The 19,101-nt window shown below is 64.3% G+C and carries 19 protein-coding genes and 1 pseudogene; 4 read left to right on the top strand and 16 right to left on the bottom strand.

Annotated features, from left to right (window positions below; all coding sequences use genetic code 11):
* Nucleotides 1–2: 2 nt before the first annotated feature.
* The 10 genes from KF707C_RS11550 to KF707C_RS11505 all read right to left on the bottom strand — a co-directional run bounded on the left by KF707C_RS11550 (nucleotide 3) and on the right by KF707C_RS11505 (nucleotide 10,295).
* Nucleotides 3–1,046, bottom strand: a complete 1,044-nt coding sequence (locus tag KF707C_RS11550) for an ABC transporter substrate-binding protein (protein WP_003449807.1) — start codon at nucleotides 1,044–1,046, stop codon at nucleotides 3–5.
* Nucleotides 1,047–1,098: 52 nt separating this feature from the next.
* Entirely contained in the window at nucleotides 1,099–1,989 is an 891-nt protein-coding gene (locus KF707C_RS11545) for a TauD/TfdA dioxygenase family protein (protein ID WP_003449808.1), read from the bottom strand.
* 199 nt (nucleotides 1,990–2,188) lie between these two features.
* Entirely contained in the window at nucleotides 2,189–2,785 is a 597-nt protein-coding gene (locus KF707C_RS11540; protein ID WP_003449809.1) for a cytochrome c3 family protein, read from the bottom strand.
* Nucleotides 2,786–2,792: 7 nt separating this feature from the next.
* A complete protein-coding gene (locus KF707C_RS11535; protein ID WP_003449810.1) occupies nucleotides 2,793–3,269 on the bottom strand; it encodes a nitrate reductase cytochrome c-type subunit in 477 nt (158 codons plus the stop codon).
* Between the two features lie 11 nt (nucleotides 3,270–3,280).
* Nucleotides 3,281–5,785: a nitrate reductase catalytic subunit NapA gene (napA, locus tag KF707C_RS11530; protein ID WP_003449811.1), complete on the bottom strand. Its 2,505-nt coding sequence runs from the start codon at nucleotides 5,783–5,785 to the stop codon at nucleotides 3,281–3,283.
* Nucleotides 5,782–6,042: a chaperone NapD gene (locus KF707C_RS11525; protein ID WP_003449812.1), complete on the bottom strand. Its 261-nt coding sequence runs from the start codon at nucleotides 6,040–6,042 to the stop codon at nucleotides 5,782–5,784. The genes napA and KF707C_RS11525 overlap by 4 nt, the downstream gene beginning before the upstream one ends.
* A gap of 17 nt (nucleotides 6,043–6,059) precedes the next feature.
* Entirely contained in the window at nucleotides 6,060–6,227 is a 168-nt protein-coding gene (napE, locus tag KF707C_RS11520) for a periplasmic nitrate reductase, NapE protein (RefSeq protein WP_003449813.1), read from the bottom strand.
* 193 nt (nucleotides 6,228–6,420) lie between these two features.
* Nucleotides 6,421–6,639, bottom strand: coding sequence for a hypothetical protein (locus KF707C_RS11515; protein ID WP_036991987.1), 219 nt, complete (start codon nucleotides 6,637–6,639; stop codon nucleotides 6,421–6,423).
* Nucleotides 6,636–7,775 (bottom strand): PepSY-associated TM helix domain-containing protein, encoded by a 1,140-nt coding sequence (locus tag KF707C_RS11510; protein WP_003449815.1) that lies wholly within the window; start codon nucleotides 7,773–7,775, stop codon nucleotides 6,636–6,638. Before KF707C_RS11510 ends, KF707C_RS11515 begins: the two co-directional genes overlap by 4 nt.
* Nucleotides 7,776–7,913: 138 nt before the next feature.
* Entirely contained in the window at nucleotides 7,914–10,295 is a 2,382-nt protein-coding gene (locus KF707C_RS11505; protein WP_003449816.1) for a TonB-dependent siderophore receptor, read from the bottom strand.
* On the opposite strand from KF707C_RS11505, the gene KF707C_RS11500 reads away from it, so the two are divergent.
* A complete protein-coding gene (locus tag KF707C_RS11500; RefSeq protein WP_096368016.1) occupies nucleotides 10,294–10,527 on the top strand; it encodes a hypothetical protein in 234 nt (77 codons plus the stop codon). The two genes, KF707C_RS11505 and KF707C_RS11500, sit on opposite strands and share 2 nt — an antisense overlap.
* Before the next feature lie 247 nt (nucleotides 10,528–10,774).
* Here KF707C_RS11500 and KF707C_RS11495 read toward each other — a convergent pair whose 3' ends face one another.
* Nucleotides 10,775–11,749 carry a FecR family protein gene (locus tag KF707C_RS11495; RefSeq protein ID WP_036991994.1) on the bottom strand — a complete coding sequence of 325 codons (975 nt, stop codon included), beginning with the start codon at nucleotides 11,747–11,749 and terminating at the stop codon, nucleotides 10,775–10,777.
* 177 nt (nucleotides 11,750–11,926) lie between these two features.
* Between KF707C_RS11495 and KF707C_RS11490 the strand changes: the two genes are divergently transcribed.
* Together KF707C_RS11490 and KF707C_RS11485 are read left to right on the top strand one after the other, a co-directional pair.
* Nucleotides 11,927–12,442: an RNA polymerase factor sigma-70 gene (locus tag KF707C_RS11490; RefSeq protein WP_036991997.1), complete on the top strand. Its 516-nt coding sequence runs from the start codon at nucleotides 11,927–11,929 to the stop codon at nucleotides 12,440–12,442.
* Between the two features lie 28 nt (nucleotides 12,443–12,470).
* Nucleotides 12,471–12,770 (top strand): annotated as a pseudogene (locus KF707C_RS11485) (EAL domain-containing protein); the annotation flags it as partial.
* Nucleotides 12,771–12,867: 97 nt separating this feature from the next.
* Here KF707C_RS11485 and KF707C_RS11480 read toward each other — a convergent pair.
* From KF707C_RS11480 to KF707C_RS11460, 5 genes are all read right to left on the bottom strand, one after another.
* Entirely contained in the window at nucleotides 12,868–13,641 is a 774-nt protein-coding gene (locus KF707C_RS11480; RefSeq protein WP_036992002.1) for a c-type cytochrome, read from the bottom strand.
* A gap of 9 nt (nucleotides 13,642–13,650) precedes the next feature.
* Nucleotides 13,651–14,763, bottom strand: a complete 1,113-nt coding sequence (locus KF707C_RS11475; protein ID WP_003449827.1) for a copper resistance protein B — start codon at nucleotides 14,761–14,763, stop codon at nucleotides 13,651–13,653.
* Nucleotides 14,753–15,031: a hypothetical protein gene (locus KF707C_RS11470; protein ID WP_003449828.1), complete on the bottom strand. Its 279-nt coding sequence runs from the start codon at nucleotides 15,029–15,031 to the stop codon at nucleotides 14,753–14,755. Before KF707C_RS11470 ends, KF707C_RS11475 begins: the two co-directional genes overlap by 11 nt.
* An 11-nt stretch (nucleotides 15,032–15,042) precedes the next feature.
* Nucleotides 15,043–16,803, bottom strand: a complete 1,761-nt coding sequence (locus KF707C_RS11465) for a copper resistance system multicopper oxidase (protein WP_003449830.1) — start codon at nucleotides 16,801–16,803, stop codon at nucleotides 15,043–15,045.
* 296 nt (nucleotides 16,804–17,099) lie between these two features.
* The gene (locus tag KF707C_RS11460) at nucleotides 17,100–17,930 is read right to left on the bottom strand and encodes an oxidoreductase (RefSeq protein ID WP_003449835.1); all 831 of its coding nucleotides are present in this window, start codon (nucleotides 17,928–17,930) and stop codon (nucleotides 17,100–17,102) included.
* Between the two features lie 129 nt (nucleotides 17,931–18,059).
* Between KF707C_RS11460 and KF707C_RS11455 the strand changes: the two genes are divergently transcribed.
* Complete coding sequence (locus KF707C_RS11455; RefSeq protein ID WP_003449836.1) at nucleotides 18,060–18,959, top strand: LysR family transcriptional regulator; 900 nt, start codon at nucleotides 18,060–18,062, stop codon at nucleotides 18,957–18,959.
* Nucleotides 18,960–19,101 lie beyond the last annotated feature (142 nt).

Genomic DNA, 19,101 nt, shown 5'->3' with positions numbered 1-19,101 from the left:
GCTCAGCTTCCTTGACCGATGGCGGCGTCTTCGAAGAAGTAGTCCTGCCAGGAGGCCGGCTTGTTCCTGATCGCGCCGACGCGCTGGAGGAACTCGGCCAGCGGGTAGGTGTTGGTCGGCGTCACGCTGAACTGGAATTGCTCGTTGTCGATGATCTTCAGCAGCTCCTCACGGCTGATCTTGGCGCCGGTCACGCGGATGTAGGTGTCGGCTGCCGCGCCCTTGTCGTTCTGGGCGAAGTCGGCGGCCTCGGCCAGCGCGGCGACGAAGGCCTTGTAGGTTCTGGGGTTGTCGTTGCGGAACTTCTCGGTGGCATAGAGCACGGTCGGCGAGTTCGGGCCGAGCAGCTTGTAGGTGTCGAGTACCACGTGCACGTTGGGGTTCTCCAGCGCCTGGTTCTGGAACGGCGGGTTGGAGAAGTGCCCGGTAAGTTCGGTACCGCCGGAGAGCAAAGAGGCGGTCGCGTCCGGGTGCGGCAGCGCCACGGTGTACTTGTCCAGACGATCGAATTCCTTGTCGCCCCACTGCTTGGCAGCCGCGTATTGGAGGAAGCGCGACTGCACCGATACCCCCACCGCCGGAACGGCGATGCGGTCCTTCTCGGTGAAGTCGGCGATGGTCCTGACCTTGGGGTTGTTGCTCACCAGGTAGTAAGGGAAGTTGCCCAGCGAAGCTACGCCCTTGACGTTCTGCTTGCCGTGGGTGCGATCCCAGACGGTGAGCAGCGGGCCGATGCCGGCACCGGCGATGTCGATGGCGCCGGACAGCAGCGCATCGTTGACGGCCGAGCCGCCGGAGAGCTGCTGCCAGTCGACCTTGATATCCAGGCCCTCGGCCTTGCCGTGCTTCTCGATCAATTGCTGGTCACGGACCACGTTGAGCAACAGGTAGACGATGCCGAACTGCTCGGCGATGCGAATCTGCCCCTCGGCATGCGCCGCCTGAGGCGCCGCCAGTGAGCCTGCCAGCAGGCTCAGGGAAAGACCGATACCGCTGGCGAGCCGGCCAAATCGGGGAATGAAGGGAAAGCGTTTGCCTAGAGACATGGTGTGACTCCATTCGGATGAAAGCGAAAAGGGAACTAGGGTGTGCGGTCAATCAGAACGGCACGTCGCCCTGGATGGTCGTGCGGTGCATGCGCCGGCGCAGATGGTTGGGGCAACCGGTGGCCAGGTGGATCAGCGCGCGGTTGTCCCAGAACACCATGTCGTGCGGCTGCCACGGGTGGCGGTAGATGAACTCGGGTTTGGCGCTGTGGGCGTACAGCTCGGCGAGGATCTGGCGACTCTCGTCCCCGGGAATGTCGAGGATGTGGGTGGTGAAGTTCTCGTTGACGAACAGCCCCTTGCGCCCGGTTTCCGGATGGGTACGCACCACCGGGTGCACCACCGCCTTGACCTCGGCCAATTGCGCCTCGGTCAACCTTGGGCGGCGAACGCCGGCGAACACTTCATCGGCATAACGCGCGGTGTAGGAATGCGCGGCGCGCTTGCCCTCAATGGCCCGACGCAGCTCGCTCGGCAGGGTTTCATAGGCCAGTTGCTGGCTGGCGAACAGCGTGTCGCCGCCCTCTTCCGGCAGCTCCTGGGCCAGGAGCATGGAGCCGAGGCTGGGGAACTCCTTGTAGGACAGGTCCGAATGCCAGAACTTGCCGGCATCGCCCAGGCCGATGGGCTGACCGTTTTCGACGATGTTGGAGATGATAAAAATCTCCGGGTGATCGGCCAGCAGAAACTGCTTGAGTACGTGGATCTGCAGCGGGCCGAAACGGCGGCTGAAGGCGATCTGCTGCTCGGGGGTGATGCGCTGGTCGCGGAATACCAGCAGGGCGTGATCCAGGTGAGCGCGGTGGACGCGGGCGAAGTCGGCGTCACTCAGCGGCCGGCTCAGATCCAGGCCGATGATTTCGGCGCCAAGCGGCGCATCGAAGGGACGAATGTCGAACGACTGTGCCGACACTGTGGTCGTGGTTTGGGCTGCTGCCGACATAGAGGAGCTCCATGCAAGGGCGCCAATCAGGCGCATCACTTTGACCGGCCGGGGATTCGGCCATGTGTTCAGTGCGGCGCGCCGATTGGTCGGCAGGTACGCATGGAAAAGACACTAAAGGAATAATAAAACTAATTTAAATACCCAATTTGAATATACATATGACGCATCGTCGACCCGCGTCAGGTCAGGCCAAGGCTCACCACCCCGGAACCCCGCTCATGTCCGGCAGGCGGTGGGCGATGCCCTTGTGGCAGTCGATGCAGGTGGCGGTGCCTGCCGACAGTGCCGTCGAGTGCATCTGCCGCGCCCTGACGCTCTGGCGGGTGAAGTCCATGAACTCGAAGTTGTGGCAGTTGCGGCACTCCAGCGAGTCGTTGGCTTTGAGCCGCGCCCATTCGTGCTCGGCCAGCTCGCGCCGCTTTTCGAGGAACTTGTCGCGGCTGTTGATGGTGCCGAATATCTTGCCCCAGACCTCCTTGGAGGCCTGCATCTTGCGCGCGATCTTGTCGGTCCACTGATGGGGGACATGGCAGTCCGGGCAGGTGGCGCGTACGCCGGAGCGGTTGCTGTAATGGATGGTGTCCTTCAGTTCGACGAAGACGTTGTCCCGCATCTCGTGGCAGGAAATGCAGAAGGTTTCCGTGTTGGTCGCCTCCAGGGCGGTGTTGAAGCCCCCCCAGAACACGATGCCCGCGATGAAGCCGCCGAGGGTGAGAAACCCCAGGCTGTAGTGCACGCTCGGACGGCGCAGGACGGTCCAGTATCGGCGAAGCAGGGCTGACAAGGCTTTCATGCACACCTCACGGCTTTTGCCCGGCGCGCTGCACTTCGTCCTGCAGCACCTGGTCGATCGTGCGGAACCGGTTCTCCACCAGCGGCTTCACATCCGCCTGGGGCACGTGGCACTGGTTGCAGAAGTAGCGGCGCGGAGAAACCGCAGCCAGTGCCTGGCCGTCACGGTCCATGTAATGGGTGATGCTGATCATGGGCGCCTGGCTGCGCGGGGCGTTCGCACGGCTGTGGCAGGACAGGCACTTGTTGCTGTTCTTGTCGATCGGGTAGTTGCTGATAGCGTGGGGAATGGTCGGCGGCTGGTCCGGGTAGATGCGTTCGCGCTTGATGTCCTTGTTCTCCTCGGCGGCCAGCGGGGGCGCCGGTTGCGTCTGGGTCAGGGTCCCGCCGGGGCGACGACCGTCCGGGGCGGGAGCATCCAGTGGATAGTCGGCGGCCTGTACGCCGGCGACCAGCAGGGCAAACAGCAGGGGCAGGGTCTTCATGGTCGTGCTCCTTACGCCAGGCTGACCAGTTCGATGCGCACCGCACATTTCTTGAAGTCGGTCTGCTTGGAGATCGGGTCGGTCGCATCCAGGGTGACCTTGTTGATCAGCTTGTTGGCGTCGAAGAAGGGGACGAACACCATCCCGCGCGGCGGCTTGTTGCGTCCCCGGGTTTCCACGCGAGCCCGGATCTCGCCGCGCCGGCTGACCACCTTGATCTCGCTGCCCCGGCGCGCCTTGAGTTCGCGAGCGTCGTCCGGGTGCATGTAGACGAGGGCGTCCGGCACGGCCCGGTGCAACTCGTCGACCCGCTGAGTCATGCTTCCGGTGTGCCAGTGTTCCAGCACACGGCCCGTGCTGAGCCAGAACGGAAATTCCTTGTCCGGCGCCTCGGCCGGCGGCTCGTAGGGCAAGGCGAAGATGATCGCCTTCTTGTCCGGGTAACCGTAGAACTGCACGCCGCTGCCCTGCTCCACATAGGGGTCCTGTCCTTCGCGGTAGCGCCAGCGCGTTTCCCGGCCATCCACCACCGGCCAGCGCAGGCCGCGCTCGGCGTGATAGCGGTCGAAGGGCGCCAGGTCATGGCCATGCCCACGCCCGAATGCGGCGTACTCCTCGAACAGTCCCTTCTGCAGGTAGAAGCCGAAGGCCTTCGCCTCGTCGTTGGCATAGCCCTCGGCCATGTCGCTCAAGGGGAAGCGGTCGACCTGGCCGTTCCTGAACAGCACCTCGTACAGGCTCTTGCCCTTCAGCTGCGGCGCCTTGGCCAGCAACTCGTCGGGCCACACCTCGTCGGTGTCCAGGCGCTTGGAGAACTCCACCAGTTGCCACAGGTCGGACCTGGCGTCGCCCGGCGCCTTGACCAGTTGGTGCCAGAACTGCGTCCGTCGCTCGGCGTTGCCGTAGGCGCCCTCCTTTTCCACCCACATGGCGCTGGGCAGGATCAGGTCGGCGGCCTGGGCCGAAACGGTGGGATAGACGTCGGAGACGATCACGAAGGCATCCGGATTGCGCCAGCCGGGAAGCACCTCCTGCATCAGGTTGGGCCCGGCCTGCATGTTGTTGCTGACCTGGGTCCAGTACACCTTGAGCACACCGTCCTTGAGCTTTCGGCTCTGCTCCACGGCATGGAAGCCGGGCTTCTCCTGGATTGTGCCCTCAGGCAGCTTCCAGAGCCGCTCGGCGATGGCACGATGCTTGGGATTGGCCACCAGCATGTCGGCCGGCAGGCGGTGGGAGAAGGTCCCCACTTCCCGCGCCGTTCCGCAGGCCGATGGCTGGCCGGTAAGCGAGAACGGGCTGTTGCCGGGCTCGCTGATCTTCCCGGTGAGCAGGTGGATGTTGTAGATCAGGTTGTTGGCCCACACGCCGCGCGTGTGCTGGTTGAAACCCATGGTCCAGAACGACACCACCTTGCGCTTGGGGTCTGCATACAGTTCGGCCAGGGCCTTGAGACGCTCGGCCGGCACCCCCGACTCCCGGGCGGCACGCTCCAGGCTGTAGGGTTTGACGAACTCGGCGAACTGCTCGAAGGAGATGTCGGTCCAGGTATTGGCGCTGGCGGCGTTCTTCGCCTTCCGCTCCAGCGGGTCGGTCGGGCGCAGGCCGTAGCCGATGTCGTCGGCGCCCTTGGCGAAGCGGGTGTGCCTGCTCACGAACGCCTGGTTGACCGCGCCGCTCTGGATGATGTGGTTGGCGATGTAGTTGAGGATGATCAGGTCCGTCTGCGGGCTGAACACCATGGGAATATCGGCGAGCTCGAAGCTGCGGTGCTCGAAGGTCGACAGCACCGCGACCTTCACATGGGGAAAGCTCAGGCGGCGGTCGGTGACCCGGGTCCAGAGGATCGGGTGCATCTCGGCCATGTTCGAGCCCCAGAGGACGAAGGCGTCGGTGGCTTCGATGTCGTCGTAGCACCCCATGGGTTCGTCCATGCCGAAGGTGCGCATGAACCCCATCACCGCCGAGGCCATGCAGTGGCGGGCGTTGGGATCGATATTGTTGGAGCGCAGGCCGGCCTTCATCAGCTTGTTGGCGGCGTAGCCTTCCCACACCGTCCATTGCCCCGAGCCGAACATGCCGACCGATTCGGGCCCGTGCTCCCGGATCGCCGCCTTGAACTTCTCGGCCATGATGTCGAAGGCCTGGTCCCAGGACACCGGCTGGAACTCGCCCTGCTTGTGGTACGCGCCGTCCTTCATGCGCAAGAGCGGCTGGGTCAGGCGGTCGATGCCGTACATCACCTTCGACAGGAAATAACCCTTGACGCAATTCAATCCCCGATTCACCTCGGCCTTGACGTCGCCGTGAGTGGCCACCACGCGGCCATCCCGGGTCGCCACCATGACGCTGCAACCGGTGCCGCAGAATCGGCACGGCGCCTTGTTCCAGTCCAGTTTGGTGCTTTCGGCATCGGTGATCAGGTTGCTGGCAGTGGTGGCGATGGGCAGGCCGGCGGCGGCGGCCGCAATGGCGGCGGCCTGCGCCTTGGCGAACTCACGGCGAGTCAGGCTCATGGCGTGTCTCCTTCTGCACTGAGGAGTTCGTGGTACACCAGCGCGGCGTTGAGTACGCCGGGCAGTTGCTGAATCTGGTCGATGCAATCAAGGATCTGCCGCTCATGCTCCACTTCGAGCACCACCACAAGCTTCCCTTCGGGGGAATGGCGGTGAACCTCCACCCCCGGCAAACGGGCGAGGTTGGGCAGCAGCGCCGGCATCAGCTGCGGGCGGCAGTGAACCAGCAGGCTGGCGATATGCAGGGTTTCGGGCATGAGGCCTCAACTCCTTTTCAGGCCGGCGGACCGGGCGGTCCCATGATCAGTTGCAGCATCCAGACGACAAAGCCGTAGCCGCCCACGAGCGCGATCGACAGCAGCGGAAACAGCAGGATGATCAGAAAGAGGAACAGGCGGGTTTCGTGCCGTTTGCCCAGGCTGGAGTCGTCCTTTTCTTCCATCGCGGCGCGCCTCGCGAGAATGTTCCTGGAAGCCTAGCAGCTCATTGAAATTCGCCCACTCTATGTGCGGCTATTCGCGACACGGCCCGGGATCCGCCAGGCCGATGGCCTCTGGCAGGCGTTCGACGCGCTCGCCTGCCGAGCCTCTTCGTATCCGGGAGAGGCCGGACGGCTGGGCGAGCCGATCAGGCTCTCAAGAATGGGGAAGACGGCGGCGATGCGCAGCCGGGGCGGCCTGTGCAGGCGGGGCGAACAGGACGGCCCGGGCGACCAGCGCCAGCGGGATGCCGAGGCAGAACCAGGAGAGCGCATCGTAGAGGCCGTCGTCGAGCAGTGCCGACACCAGGCCGACCGCACTGAGCAGGCCGATGAGCAGCGGCCAGCGGAAGATCATCCAGAGCCCCCGCCTCATGCCTTGCCCTCCGGGGCCGGGCCGCCGTCTATCAGCGCGGCCGTCGCCCCCTGGCGTCGGCCCAGCCAGAGATAGAGGCCACTGGCGAGGATCACGATCGCCACGATGTCGAGCACCGCCCAGATGATCTTCAACGGCAGTCCGCCGTAGTCACCGAAGTGCAGCGGCTGCGAGACCAGCAGGGTCTTCACGTACCAGGGCATCTCGCGTATGTCGGTCAGTTCGCCGGTCCGCGCGTCCACCAGCGCCGGCTTGAGCAGGCGAGCGGTGAGCGGCGTGGTGCCGCGCATGAACACCGCGTAATGATGCTGGCTGCTGAACTGGGTACCGGGGAAGGCGACGAAACCCGGTTCCATGTCCGGTGCCGCGCGTCGGGCGCTCTCCAACGCCTTGTGCAGGGAACCGAGCGACTGCAGCGGCGGTGCGTCCCGGTAGGGCGCGGTCATGTCCGCCAGTTGCCCGTTCTGCCACAGGCCGAGGATCGGCAACGCCAGGGTGTTGATGACCCCCGTGGCGCCGACGGCCAGCAGCCAGGTCAGGACCAGGATCCCGAGCAGGTTGTGCAGGTCCAGCCATTTCAGGCGCGTGCTGCGCCCGGTACGCACGGTGGCGAAGTCCAGCTTGCGCATGAACGGCGCGTAGACCACGACGCCCGACACCAGGGAAGCCAGCAGCAACAGCCCCATCAGCCCCAGGAACAGGAACCCGGGCAGGCCGAGAAAGAGGTCGGTGTGCAGGCGCAGCATGACCGTCATGAAACCCTGCTCCGGCGGTTCCGGAGGGGACAGCTCGCCCGTGCGGGTATCGAACGACTGGGCATGGCCATCCAGCGGTGGCGCCACCAGGGTGGGCGCGGTGGTGATCACGCCGACCGGCTCCTCGCGGTCGAAGCCGACGAAGCGCACCACCTCGCCAGGCCGGGCCGCCAGCGCGGCGGCGATCACCTTGTCGTAGTCGATCCTCGACGATCCGGAGACGATTTCCCGGGGCTCCGCATGGGGCTCGACGTAGTGTTCGATCTCCTCGTGGAAGATCAGCGGCAATCCGGTCAGGCACAGCAACAGCAGAAAGAGCGTGGAGACCAGGCTGGTCCACTTGTGCACCAGGTACCAGATGCGCAGGGTGCGGGAGGTCATGCTCGGTCAGTCCTTCGCGAGTCGAGGTTCGTCATGGGCGACCGGACAAGGCCGACGTCCGGGAACCGGAAGCCGGGGTCGCGGGCGCCCTGCCCGCAACCCCGGACGCGGAGAGGCTCCGGCCAGTCGCCGTCAGCCTCACCAGTTGTAGGTCACCGTGCCGTAGACCGTGCGCTGCTGGCCCCACTGGCAACCCATGTTGCTGAAGCAACCCGCGACATACTCCTCGTCGAACAGGTTGCTGGCGTTGAGAGCCACTTCCACACCGTCCAGCGAGGCATCCAGCTTGCCCAGCTCGTAGCTCACCAGGGCGTCCACGACGGTGTAGCTGTCCACCTTGAAGCTGTTGGCGGAATCGCCGTAGGTGCTGCCCACGTAGCGGGCGCCCGCGCCGATGCGCAGCCCCGCCAGCGCACCGCCCTGGACGATGTAGTCGCCCCACAGCGATGCCATGTGCTCCGGCACGCGGAACGGCGTGTTGCCCTCGGTGCCCAGGTCCGATTCGGTGACTTCGACATCGTTCCAGGTGTAGCTGCCGATCAGGTTGAAGCCTTGGACGATCTCGGCCTTGCCCTCCAGCTCGACGCCCCGTGAACGCACCTCGCCTTCCTGGCGGGCGAAGCCGCTGACGAACTCGGTGGCGTTCTGCTTGGTCAGGTCGAAGAGCGCGATGGTGTACAGGCTGTTGGTGCCCGGCGGCTCGTACTTGAGGCCCAGCTCGTACTGCTTGCCGGTTTCCGGGTCCAGCTGCGAGCCATCGACGGTGGTTCCCATGACCGGCAGGAAGGACTCGCTGTAGCTGACATAGGGAGCCAGTCCATTGTCGAAGAGGTAGACGATGCCGGCGCGGCCGCTGAACTTCTCGTCCTTCTGGGTCTGCGGGCTGCGATCGTCCTTCTGGTTGCTGGCCCAGTCATAGCGGCCACCCAGCAGGAATACCCAGTTGTCCAGCTTCAACTGATCCTGGAGGTAGACGCCGGTCTGGGACAGCTTCTGCTCATAGCTCGAGCGACTGAAGGGGATGAAGGTCAACGGCTGGCCATACACCGGGTTGAACGGGTCGAAGCCCTCGAGGATGAAGTTCAACGCCTGGTCCTGGTCGAACTTGCCGTTGTTGTAGTCAACCCCCGTGAGCAGGGTGTGCTCGGCGTCACCCGTGAAGAAGTTGGCCTGCACCTGGGTGTCCATGGTGAAAAGACGGCCGTCGCCCTCGCGCTGATCGTTGTAGCGGGAGTACGAGCCGTTCCCCAGGGGGCCGAACAACGCAATCTCCGAGCTGGACTGGCGGTAGTCGCTGTAGCGCACGTTCTGGCGCAGCGTCCAGATTTCGTCGAAACGGTGCTCGAACACATAACCGAGCGAGGTCTTCTCGTTGGTCATGTGGTCGAAGGCGCTGTCACCCACGTAGGTGTCCCGGTCCAGGCGGCCACGGGGATCGCGGAAGACGGTGCCCAGCGCAGGCAGCGGGTTGGCGAAGTTGCCGGTCTGCTTCTGGTACTCGCCGAGGAAGGTCAGTTCGGTGTCATCGCTGGGGCGGTAGCTGATCGCCGGGGCGAAGTACTGGCGGCGGTTGGTGATGTGGTCGGCCTGGGCATCGGCCTCTCGGAACAGGCCGGTCAGGCGGTAGCTCCAGACACCCTCCTCGTCCAGCTTGTCGCCCAGGTCGAAGGCGCCCTGCCTGTAGTCGAGGTTGCCGGCCTGCAACTGCACCTCATGCAGCGCCTCGGTGGTCGGGCGCTTGCTCACCAGGTTGATCTGGCCGCCCGGGTCCGACGCGCCATAGAGCACGGAGCTGGCGCCGCGCAGCACTTCGATACGCTCCAGGCCATAGGGTTCCGGGGCATCCCAGCCGAGGAATTCCGGCAGGAAGGTGCGAGTGCCATCGCGCAGCATGCGTCCGGTGCCCTGCTGGAAGCCGCGAATGGTCAGCTGGTCGGTGACGAACTGCGGACCGGCCAGCTCGGCATTGACACCCGGGGTATAGCGAAGGGCCTGGGCCACGGTCTTGGGCTGCTGGGCCTCGATCTGCTGGCGAGTGACCACCGAAACCGAGTAGGGCGTCTCGACGATCGGGGTATCGGTCTTGGTGCCGGCGGACGCGCGCTTGGCCACATAGCCGTCGTCCGGAGCCACCGAGCTGTAGGCCTGGCTGACGATGCTGGTAGTCGGCAGGGCCATCGCCGAATCGTCGCGGGTGCCCTGAAGCGTCACATGGCTGCCGTCGATCTGGTAAGTGATCGACGTCCCCTCCAGCAATCGCCGTAGCGCCTGCTCAGGCTCCATCTCCCCGGAAATGCCACGGCTGCGAATGCCGGACACGGTGTCCTGGCTGTAGATGATCTGCAGGCCGGCCTGGTTTCCCAGGTCGGACAACGCCGACGACAGGGGCTGCTCGGGGATGCTCAGCCGCACGGGCTCGGCCAGGGCCTGCATGGAAGCGGATAGCGCGATGCCCAGGGCCGCGGCGGCGATGCAGCGGCGCAGGCGTATCGTCGATCGGTCCAGTTCAGGAGTGGTCATGATGTTTCCTTCGATTTTATGGTTGTGTTGGCAAGTCGAATTCATCCCGCTGCGCGGCCAGGGGGCAGGCGGCGCAGCGGGGCATGGCCAGGCGCTCGCGCAGGCAGCAGGCCCGACGCGTCAGGCGGGCGGCATCGCGACGCAGGGCGTGGTTGACGGTCGCCAGCAGCCCGTGATGCTCACGCGGGCCGGGATGCCCACCAGAAGCGGCCAGAACGGGCGAAGGACCTGAAAGAGGTCACGGTGCGTGCTTCGGGATGGGCTCATCGTCTCGGGTTCCAGGCTCGGCGCCGACGCGGCAATCCGCCCAAGACGGGACGGGAACGCGGCACTTCATGAGGGGCTTGCGAGAAGGACGAATGAGCGCGGCGGTTCTTCAGGAAATTCCGCAAAAAGAATCATTGCGGCGCCATGCGGGGAGGAAGACCCGCGCCGTCGCGCCCCTGGACGTCAGGAACGGGCGGAGCGGGTCACGGGATTCAGGGGGTCTCGCGACGGGACAGCAGGAGCGCGCCGTCCGCCTGGCGCAGGGCCACGGGGAGGATCTGCGGCAATGCCCCCACCAGCTGGTCGATCGCCGAGGTCTCGTAGATGCCGCCGATGCGCAGCTCGCCGATGTCCTGGTCTTCCAGGCGCAGGGGCTGGTCCAGGTAGCGATTGATCAGCGGCAACGCGTCCCGCAGGCTGACGTCATCGAGCATCAGCCTGCCCTTGCGCCAGGCCGCCGCGGTGGCGGGATCGACACGACCGAGCTGCAGCATCCGGTCCGGGATGACGACCGCCTGCATGCCCGGCGTGAGCTCGGCAGCCTGGTTGTAGGCCGAGGCCCCCTCCTCCCGCGACACCAGGACCGAGCCCTGGCTGACGGTCACTGTGGTCCGCTCCGGCGCTGTCCAGACGTTGAAGTGCGTCCCGGTGACGCGAACGCTGGCGTTGTCGGCGCGAATCACGAAGGGCTTCTCGACGTCCCGCCGCACATCGAAATAAGCCTCGCCGTCCGACAGCAGCACACGGCGGTGATCGCTGTAGCCGAGGTACAGCAGGCTGGTTCGCCGGTTCAGCTCCACCTGGCTGCGGTCCGGCAACAGCACCTCGCGACGCCCGTCCTCGGCCAGGTAATAGCGAACACTGCCCGGCAGCGCGCCCACCGACCAACCCGCGCCCCAGATGACACCGCTGGCCAGCACGACCAGGGCGGCGCGCGCCAGCAGCGCGGCGCCGGTGCGGCGGCGTGCGGGCGGGGCGAGTTTCATCGGGCTGGGCGGCAGTTGCTCGCTCACCTTCCAGATCCTGCACATGGCGGCGTACTCCTCCGCATGGGACGGATCGGCGTCGTACCAGCGCCGGAAGGCCTCGCGCTCGGCGTCGGTGCACTCGTCGGAATGCACGCGAATGCACCAGTCAGCGGCGATCTCGCTCAGGGAATCAGGAGGTGACTGTCGTTTGGAGTTCATGGTTGGAACACGGAAAATTTCGACAAGCTTACTGCAAGTGCCTCTATTCCGGCCCACTCCTTGAGGAGCGATCCGATAAGCCAAAGAACCTTTTCCTACCATTGTTGTAAACAATTCTTAATTAGATTAGATTCTGCGCCCTTGCTGGTAGCTTCCAAGAAATAGATCGGGTGCCTCATGCAAAAGCGAGGATCGGCTGGGACCAGCTCCGAATTGCTTGACCTGTTCTTTGACCAACGTCACCGCCTGATTGGGCTGGCCGCACGGATAACGGGTTGCCGCAGCCAGGCCGAGGACATCGTCCACGACGCCTACATGAAAGTGGGCGGCGCTGGCGGAGACGAGCAGATCCGGTCCCAGGCGTCCTACCTGGCTCGCGTGGTCCGAAACCTGTCGATCGACCATTACCGTCGCCGCCAGTTGGAAGAGCGGCTGATGTGCAGTGAGGACGAAGAAGGCGAGAGCCTCGCCCACCCTTCCGAAACCCCCGAATCCCTCGTGGCGGATCAGCAGATGCTGGAACGCATCACCGGCGTGCTGGCCGATATGCCCGAGCGCACCCGCTATGCGTTCGAGATGTGCCGCATCCACGGCATGAAGCAGAAGGACATCGCCACCGCCCTGGGCGTGTCGCCAGCCCTGGTGAACGCCCTGATTCGGGACGCCATGCTGCGCTGCCGAGAGGTTCTTTAAGGCGCCGCATCACCCCGGAACCGGCTACTCCTCCCTCAGTTACCTGGGACGGTATCCATTCGACACCCTGAAGATCGACCGCAGTTTCGTCGCGCACCTCAACGAACCCGGCAGCCTCGCGATCGTTCGCGCGATCGTCGAGCTCGGCCATGCATTGTCCATGACGGTGACGGCGGAAGGCGTGGAAAATGCCGAGCAACTGGAACTGCTACGCGGCATGGGATGCGATGAACTCCAGGGCTTCCACCTGGGTCGCCCGGTGCCCGCGGAGAGTCTGCACGAAGCCCTTGCACGCGGTGCTGCGGGGCTCGCCCCCGCGAACCTCTAGCACGCGGTCGACATCGACCGCCATGGTTTCCCCTGCCTGGGCAGCGGAAACCATGAACTGCGGGGCGCGTGCGATGAGATGCGGCACGCGACGGGGCTCAAGGTTCGTGGACGTGCTTGCTGCCATCGGAATGGGTGTGCGTCCTTGGGGCGGGCGGCGTCTCTCCCTGGACGTATTCCGTCTCGTGATGGGTGGCGTGTCCCTTCTCGCTGGCGTGATGCTCCTCGGCGGCCGGCCCGGCGCCATGATGATCGGCATGGCCCGTGGACATGCCGCCATGATGATCGTCGCCCGAGGAGACAGTGCCGCCGTGCTGACCCTCGTGGTTGTGCATCTCGCTTTCACCGCCGCCATGCTGGTGGCCACCGCTGCTGGCGACCAGGGTGCGGTACTGTTCGGCATCCAGCGACGGAAGCTTCTGCAGGAAGGCGACCATGCCCCAGATGTAGGGGTCCTCCATGCTCTTGCCCCAGGCCGGCATGCCCGTGGCCTTGATGCCGTGCTTGATGATCCAGAATGCGTTGGCGGGACTGCCATCCACACCGACCCTGGTCAGGTCGGGCGGCGCAGGGTACAGGCTCTGGCTCAGCTCGGTCTTCGCCACACCGGGTGCCAGGTGACAACCGATGCACATGGCGTTGTAGTTACCCGCGCCGGCGCGAATCAGGGCCTCGTCCTCCAGGTTCGGCACCTGGAGGTCCCGCGCACGTACCGCGATGGAGCGCTCGCGGACCAGGGTCAGAAACGCATGGACCGGAGCCAGGTGAGGGTCGTCAGCGCCTACGTTGTAGACGCCGAAATAGGCGACCCCCAGGATCCCGGCTGCACCGGCCACACTCGCAAGGGCTAACGTCTTTATTGTTCTTTTCATGCCTGATTCTCAAAACCACATCCGGATACCGGCGACAAATCGTGCCTCTTCGACGTCTTCACCGTCTTCACGCAACATGTCGGCGGTGTTGCCGTAGGAGCGGCTCCAGGTGACGCCGATGTACGGCGCGAACTCGCGGAGGATCTCATAGCGCAGGCGCAGGCCCACTTCGGTGTTGGCCAGGCCCGAGCCAACGCCGCGCTCGTGATCGTTCTTGCCGTAGAAGTTCGCTTCTGCGGTTGGCTGCAGGATCAGGCGGTTGGTGAGCAGGATGTCGTAATCGCCCTCCAGCCGAGCAGCGGTCTGGCCATTCTCGCCTACGAAAGCGGTGGCCTCGGCCTCGAATGCATAGAGCGCCATGCCCTGAAGGCCGAAGGCGCCCCAGGTTTGCGGCGACCCTGGCTTGAAGTCCTGGCGCACGCCAGTGACGACATCCCACCAGGGTCCGATGGAGTGACCCCAGAGGGCCTGGACTTCGGCCTCTTCGGTCACCCCATTGGTGCGCTCCCCTTCCGAACGCAGCCAGAGGCGGTCGATGTCTCCGCCGATCCAGCCGGAGGCGTCCCAACTCAGCACGCTACCCTCATCGGCGTCCTGGTACTCCAGCTGATCGAGCAGGAAGAAGGTGTTGACCTTGCTGTCGTGGATGCCGTGGCCGGGTAACGGCGGGAAGGCCGCTTCGCGATCGGCATCGGTCAGCACCGGAATCGGCGTCCGGCTGGTCGCGGCAGGAGCGGCTTCAGCCGAACCCTGGTTCATCTGGCCGTGGTCCATGCCCTGCATCTGGCCATGGTTCATCTGGCCATGGTCCATGCCCTGCATCTGGCCGTGGTTCATCTGGCCGTGATCCATGTCCTGCATCTGGCCATGGTTCATCTGGCTATGGTCCATACCCTGCATCTGGCTATGGTCCATCTTGCCATGATCCATGCCTTGCATCTGGCCATGGTCCATGCCCTGCATCTGGCCATGGTCCATCTGGCCGTGGTCCATGCCCTGCATCTGGCCATGGTTCATCTGGCTGTGATCCATTTCCCCAGCCGCGCTCGCAGAACCTGCATGCAGGGCGCTGAACGAGACCACCAGCGCCAGGGCGGATGGAACTGAAATCCTAGTGATCATGGTCCTGGCCCGCTTTAGCCTCGTCCACGTTGTGCTCGTGCTTCATCGAGCCGTGATCCTTCATCATGCTGTGATCCATGCCCTGCATCTGGTCATGGCTCATCTGGCCGTGGTCCATGCCCTGCATCTGGCCATGGTCCATCTGCCGCCCCTGGGTTGCCTGGCCTTTCTGGTGGTCCTCATGGCCTTCACCGGCCAACGCAACAGGACTCATCAGTACAGCTGTCAAACCGACGATCACCGTCTTGCGCTTCATGAATTCGCTCATTGAAAAATTCCTCATTCGTCCACACGGACTTCACGGAACATGCCCATTTCCATGTGGAACAGCAGGTGGCAGTGGTAGGCCCAGCGGCCGAGGGCGTCTGCCGTCACACGGTAGCTGCGCTTCGAGCCGGGCGGCATGTCGATGGTGTGCTTGCGCACCATGAAGTTGCCGTTCTCATCCTCCAGGTCGCTCCACATACCGTGGAGGTGGATGGGGTGGGTCATCATGGTGTCGTTGACCAGGGTGATGCGGATTCGCTCGCCGTACTTGAGGCGCAGCGGTTCGGCATCGGAAAACTTGATGCCGTCGAAGGACCAGGAGAACTTCTCCATGTGGCCGGTGAGGTGCAGTTCGATGGTGCGGCTGGGCTCGCGGCCGTCCGGATCGATGAAGGTGCTTCGCAGATCGGAATAGGTGAGTACGCGGCGGCCGTTGTTGCGCAGGCCAATGCCCGGATCATCCAGCTTGTGGGTCGGCGTCATGGTCTGCATGTCGACCAGCGGATTGTCGGTCTCGGACGCGGGGTGGGTCTGCATCTGGCCAACCGTGCCGCCATGGTCCATCCCGGTCATCTGGCTGTGATCCATACCAGCCATCTGGCTGTGATCCATGCCAGCCATCTGGCCGTGGTCCATGCCAGACATGCTGCCGTGATCCATCCCCATGTCACTCATGCCGATCAGGGGGCGGGGATCGACTTCTGGCACTGCCGCGCTCAGTCCTTCGCGCACCGCCAGGGTGCCGCGGGCATAACCGGTGCGGTCCATGGACTGGGCGAAAATGGTATAGGCCTGCTCGCCGTCGGGTTCGACGATGACGTCGTAGGTTTCCGCCACGGCGATGCGGAATTCGTCGACGCTCACCGGTTTGACATGCAGGCCATCGGCGGCCACAACGGTCATCTTCAGACCTGGGATGCGTACGTCGAAGTAGCTCATGCCTGAGCCATTGATGAAGCGCAGACGAATCTTCTCGCCCGGCTTGAACAGGCCGGTCCAATTACCGTCAGGCGCCTGGCCGTTCATGAGGTAGGTGTAGGTGTAGCCACTGACGTCGGCGAGGTCGGTGGGGCTCATCTTCATCTCGGCCCACATCTTCCGGTCCGCGACGGTGGCAGCCCAACCTTTCTCGCTCACATCGTTGATGAAGTCACCAACGGTGCGCTTGTGGAAGTTGTAGTAGTCCGACTGTTTCTTCAACTTGGCCATGACCCGGGCCGGATTTTCGTCGGTCCAGTCGCTCAGCATCACCACGTAGTCGCGGTCGTACTGGAAGGACTCGGGTTCCTTCGGTTCGATCACGATGGGGCCGTAGACGCCCACCTGTTCCTGCAGGCCGGAGTGACTGTGGTACCAGTAGGTGCCGTTCTGGTTGACCTTGAACCTGTACTCGTACATTCCATCCGGGGCGATGCCGTGGAAGCTCAAGCCCGGCACCCCGTCCATGTTGGCCGGCAGGATGATGCCGTGCCAGTGGATGGAGGTGTCTTCGCTCAAGCGGTTGCGCACGCGCAGGGTGACCGTGTCGCCCTCGCGCCAACGCAGGATCGGCCCGGGAAGGGTGCCATTGATCGTCATTGCCGTACGCGCGGAGCCCGTGATGTTCACGGGGGTTTCACCGATGAACAGGTCGAATTCGGTACCGCTTAGCACAGTGGGCTGACCTGGGCTGGTTACCGCCCAGACAGGAGTGCGCCAAAGGCCCAGTCCGCCCAGGATACCGCCGGCGGCCAGGCCCTTGACGAAGGTTCGCCTTGAGGTTTTGCAATGCATGCCATGATGTCCGATGAGTCAATGGAGCCAGCGCTATCAGCAACGCCATCAGGCCGCCGCACCGGGCGATTCCTATGCCCTGGCTGGCGTGCCTGCGACCGCCATCCTTGATGGCCTGCGGTCGCGAGCATGAAATTGCCACATCCCGACCTTGCGGACGATTACATTTCTGTCAGGTTGGCCTTCCCTGCGGGTGACGCCTTCCGCTGGTGCCTTGTGGGCAGCCATCAGCACGCCGAGTCCAGAGCGCAGGAAGGCCTTCATGACGCCTTGCTCAACAGGGTTGGACCATTGCTTCAGGCCTTGAAGTCGGTGGACAGGGCCAGGTCTCTCCATTCCGCCAACTCGCTGGCGACGAAGCGGTTCTTCTCCTCGATGCGCGCCACGGTGTCGCTGCCCAGCGGCAGGCGCTGCGGCGGTTTCGGCGAGTTGACCAGAGCCAGCATGGCCTCGGCGAACTTCACCGGGTCACCGGGTTGTGCGTGGTTGTAGTCCTTGGCGAAGCGGCGCATGGCACCCACGGTTTCGTCGTAGTCCGGCAGTTCCAGCGCGGTCTTCACCAGCGACTGCTCGTCGAGGAAGTCGGTGCGGAAGAAGCCCGGCTCGACCACCGTGGCATGGATGCCCAGCGGCGCGACCTCCTGGTGCAACGCCTCGGTGATGCCTTCCACCGCGAACTTGGTCGAGCCGTAGACGCCCCAGCCCAGGTAGGCCTGGTAACCGCCGATGGAGGAAATGTTGATGATGTGGCCGGAGCGCTGGCGGCGCATGTGCGGCAGTACCGCGCGGATCAGGTTGAGCACACCGAACACGTTGGTTGCGAAGAGACGCTCGGTCTCGGCAGCGCTGGTTTCCTCGACCGCACCGAGCACACCGAAACCGGCGTTGTTGACGAGCACATCGATACGGCCGAAGCGATTCACCCCTTCGGCGACTGCCTGATGGGCCTCGGCCTCGTTGGTCACGTCCAGGCGCACAGCCAGCAGATTGGGATGGCTACCGAGACGGGCTACGATTTCCTCCGGCTTGCGAGCGGTGGCAATGACGGCATCACCGGCACGCAGGGCGCGTTCTGCGATCAGCGTGCCAAAGCCACGGGAAGCGCCAGTAATAAACCAGGTACGCATATCAACTCCTCCTGTCAGTGACCCTGCACCATTGCCGGGCCTTCTCGATGAGTTGACGCCACTCTAAATCCCAACTACTGATGTGATAATCCCAATAAATTCACATTACCTTGTGAGCAGAATTCACATATGAAGCCGGTATCCGCCGCAGACCTGTCGATCTTCCTGAGCATTGCCCAGCACCTCAGCTTCAGCCGGGCTGCGATAGAGCTTGGGCTCTCCCCGTCGGCGCTGAGCCATGCACTGCGGGCGCTGGAAACCCGTCTCGGAGTCCGTCTGTTCAATCGAACCACCCGCAGCGTGGCCTTGACCGAGGCGGGCGAACGCCTGTACGCCCGGGTCAAGCCAGCCTTTCGCGATATCGACGATGCCCTCGAAGACCTCAACAGCTTTCGCGACAAGCCGTCGGGTAACCTGCGCATCACCGCGGGACGGCCTGCCGCCCAGCTGGTCCTGCTGCCACTGGCCGGTCGCTTTCTCGAGGCCTACCCGGACGTGCGCCTGGACATCGTCACCGACGATGCCCTGGTGGACATCGTGTCTGCGGGGTTCGATGCGGGCGTACGCTTTGGCGAGCGCCTGGAGGCGGACATGGTGTCCCTTCCCATCGGCCCCAACATGCGTTCGGTGGTGGTGGGCTCGCCAGGTTTTTTCCAGCGTTACGCGACGCCACGGAAACCACAGGATCTGCACGGCCTGCCCTGCATCCGCCATCGCTTTCCGAGCGGCGCGTTCTACCGCTGGGAGTTCGCCCGAGGGGGTATCGAACTGGAGATCGACGTCGATGGCCCTTTGATACTGGGTGACGTCGGGCTGATGGTCGGGCCGGCCTTGCAGGGGGTTGGCCTGGCCTACGTGTTCGAGGACATGGTCAGCGAGCACCTGGCTGCGGGCAGCCTGACGCAAGTACTGGAAGATTGGTGCCCCTATTACCCCGGGCTGCACCTGTACTACCCAAGCCGACGCCACGTCCCCGCAGCACTCAAGGCTTTCATCGAGTTCGCCCGGAATGCTCGCCCACCTGGCTGAGCGGTGCGGTGCTCGGCCACCTGCACAAAGGTAACCAGACCATCGAGATGATCCTGGCGCATGCACAGCCTCTGGGCTGGGGTTCTGGCGGTCGCCGAGCGTCCTTCCCGGTTTCGATCACCCTCTGCGACTCAGGCGCCCT

Source organism: Pseudomonas furukawaii (genome assembly GCF_002355475.1).
Taxonomy (GTDB): domain Bacteria; phylum Pseudomonadota; class Gammaproteobacteria; order Pseudomonadales; family Pseudomonadaceae; genus Metapseudomonas; species Metapseudomonas furukawaii.
The sequence above is the reverse complement of the archived record's forward strand: the minus strand, read 5'-3'. Positions and strand labels throughout refer to the sequence as shown.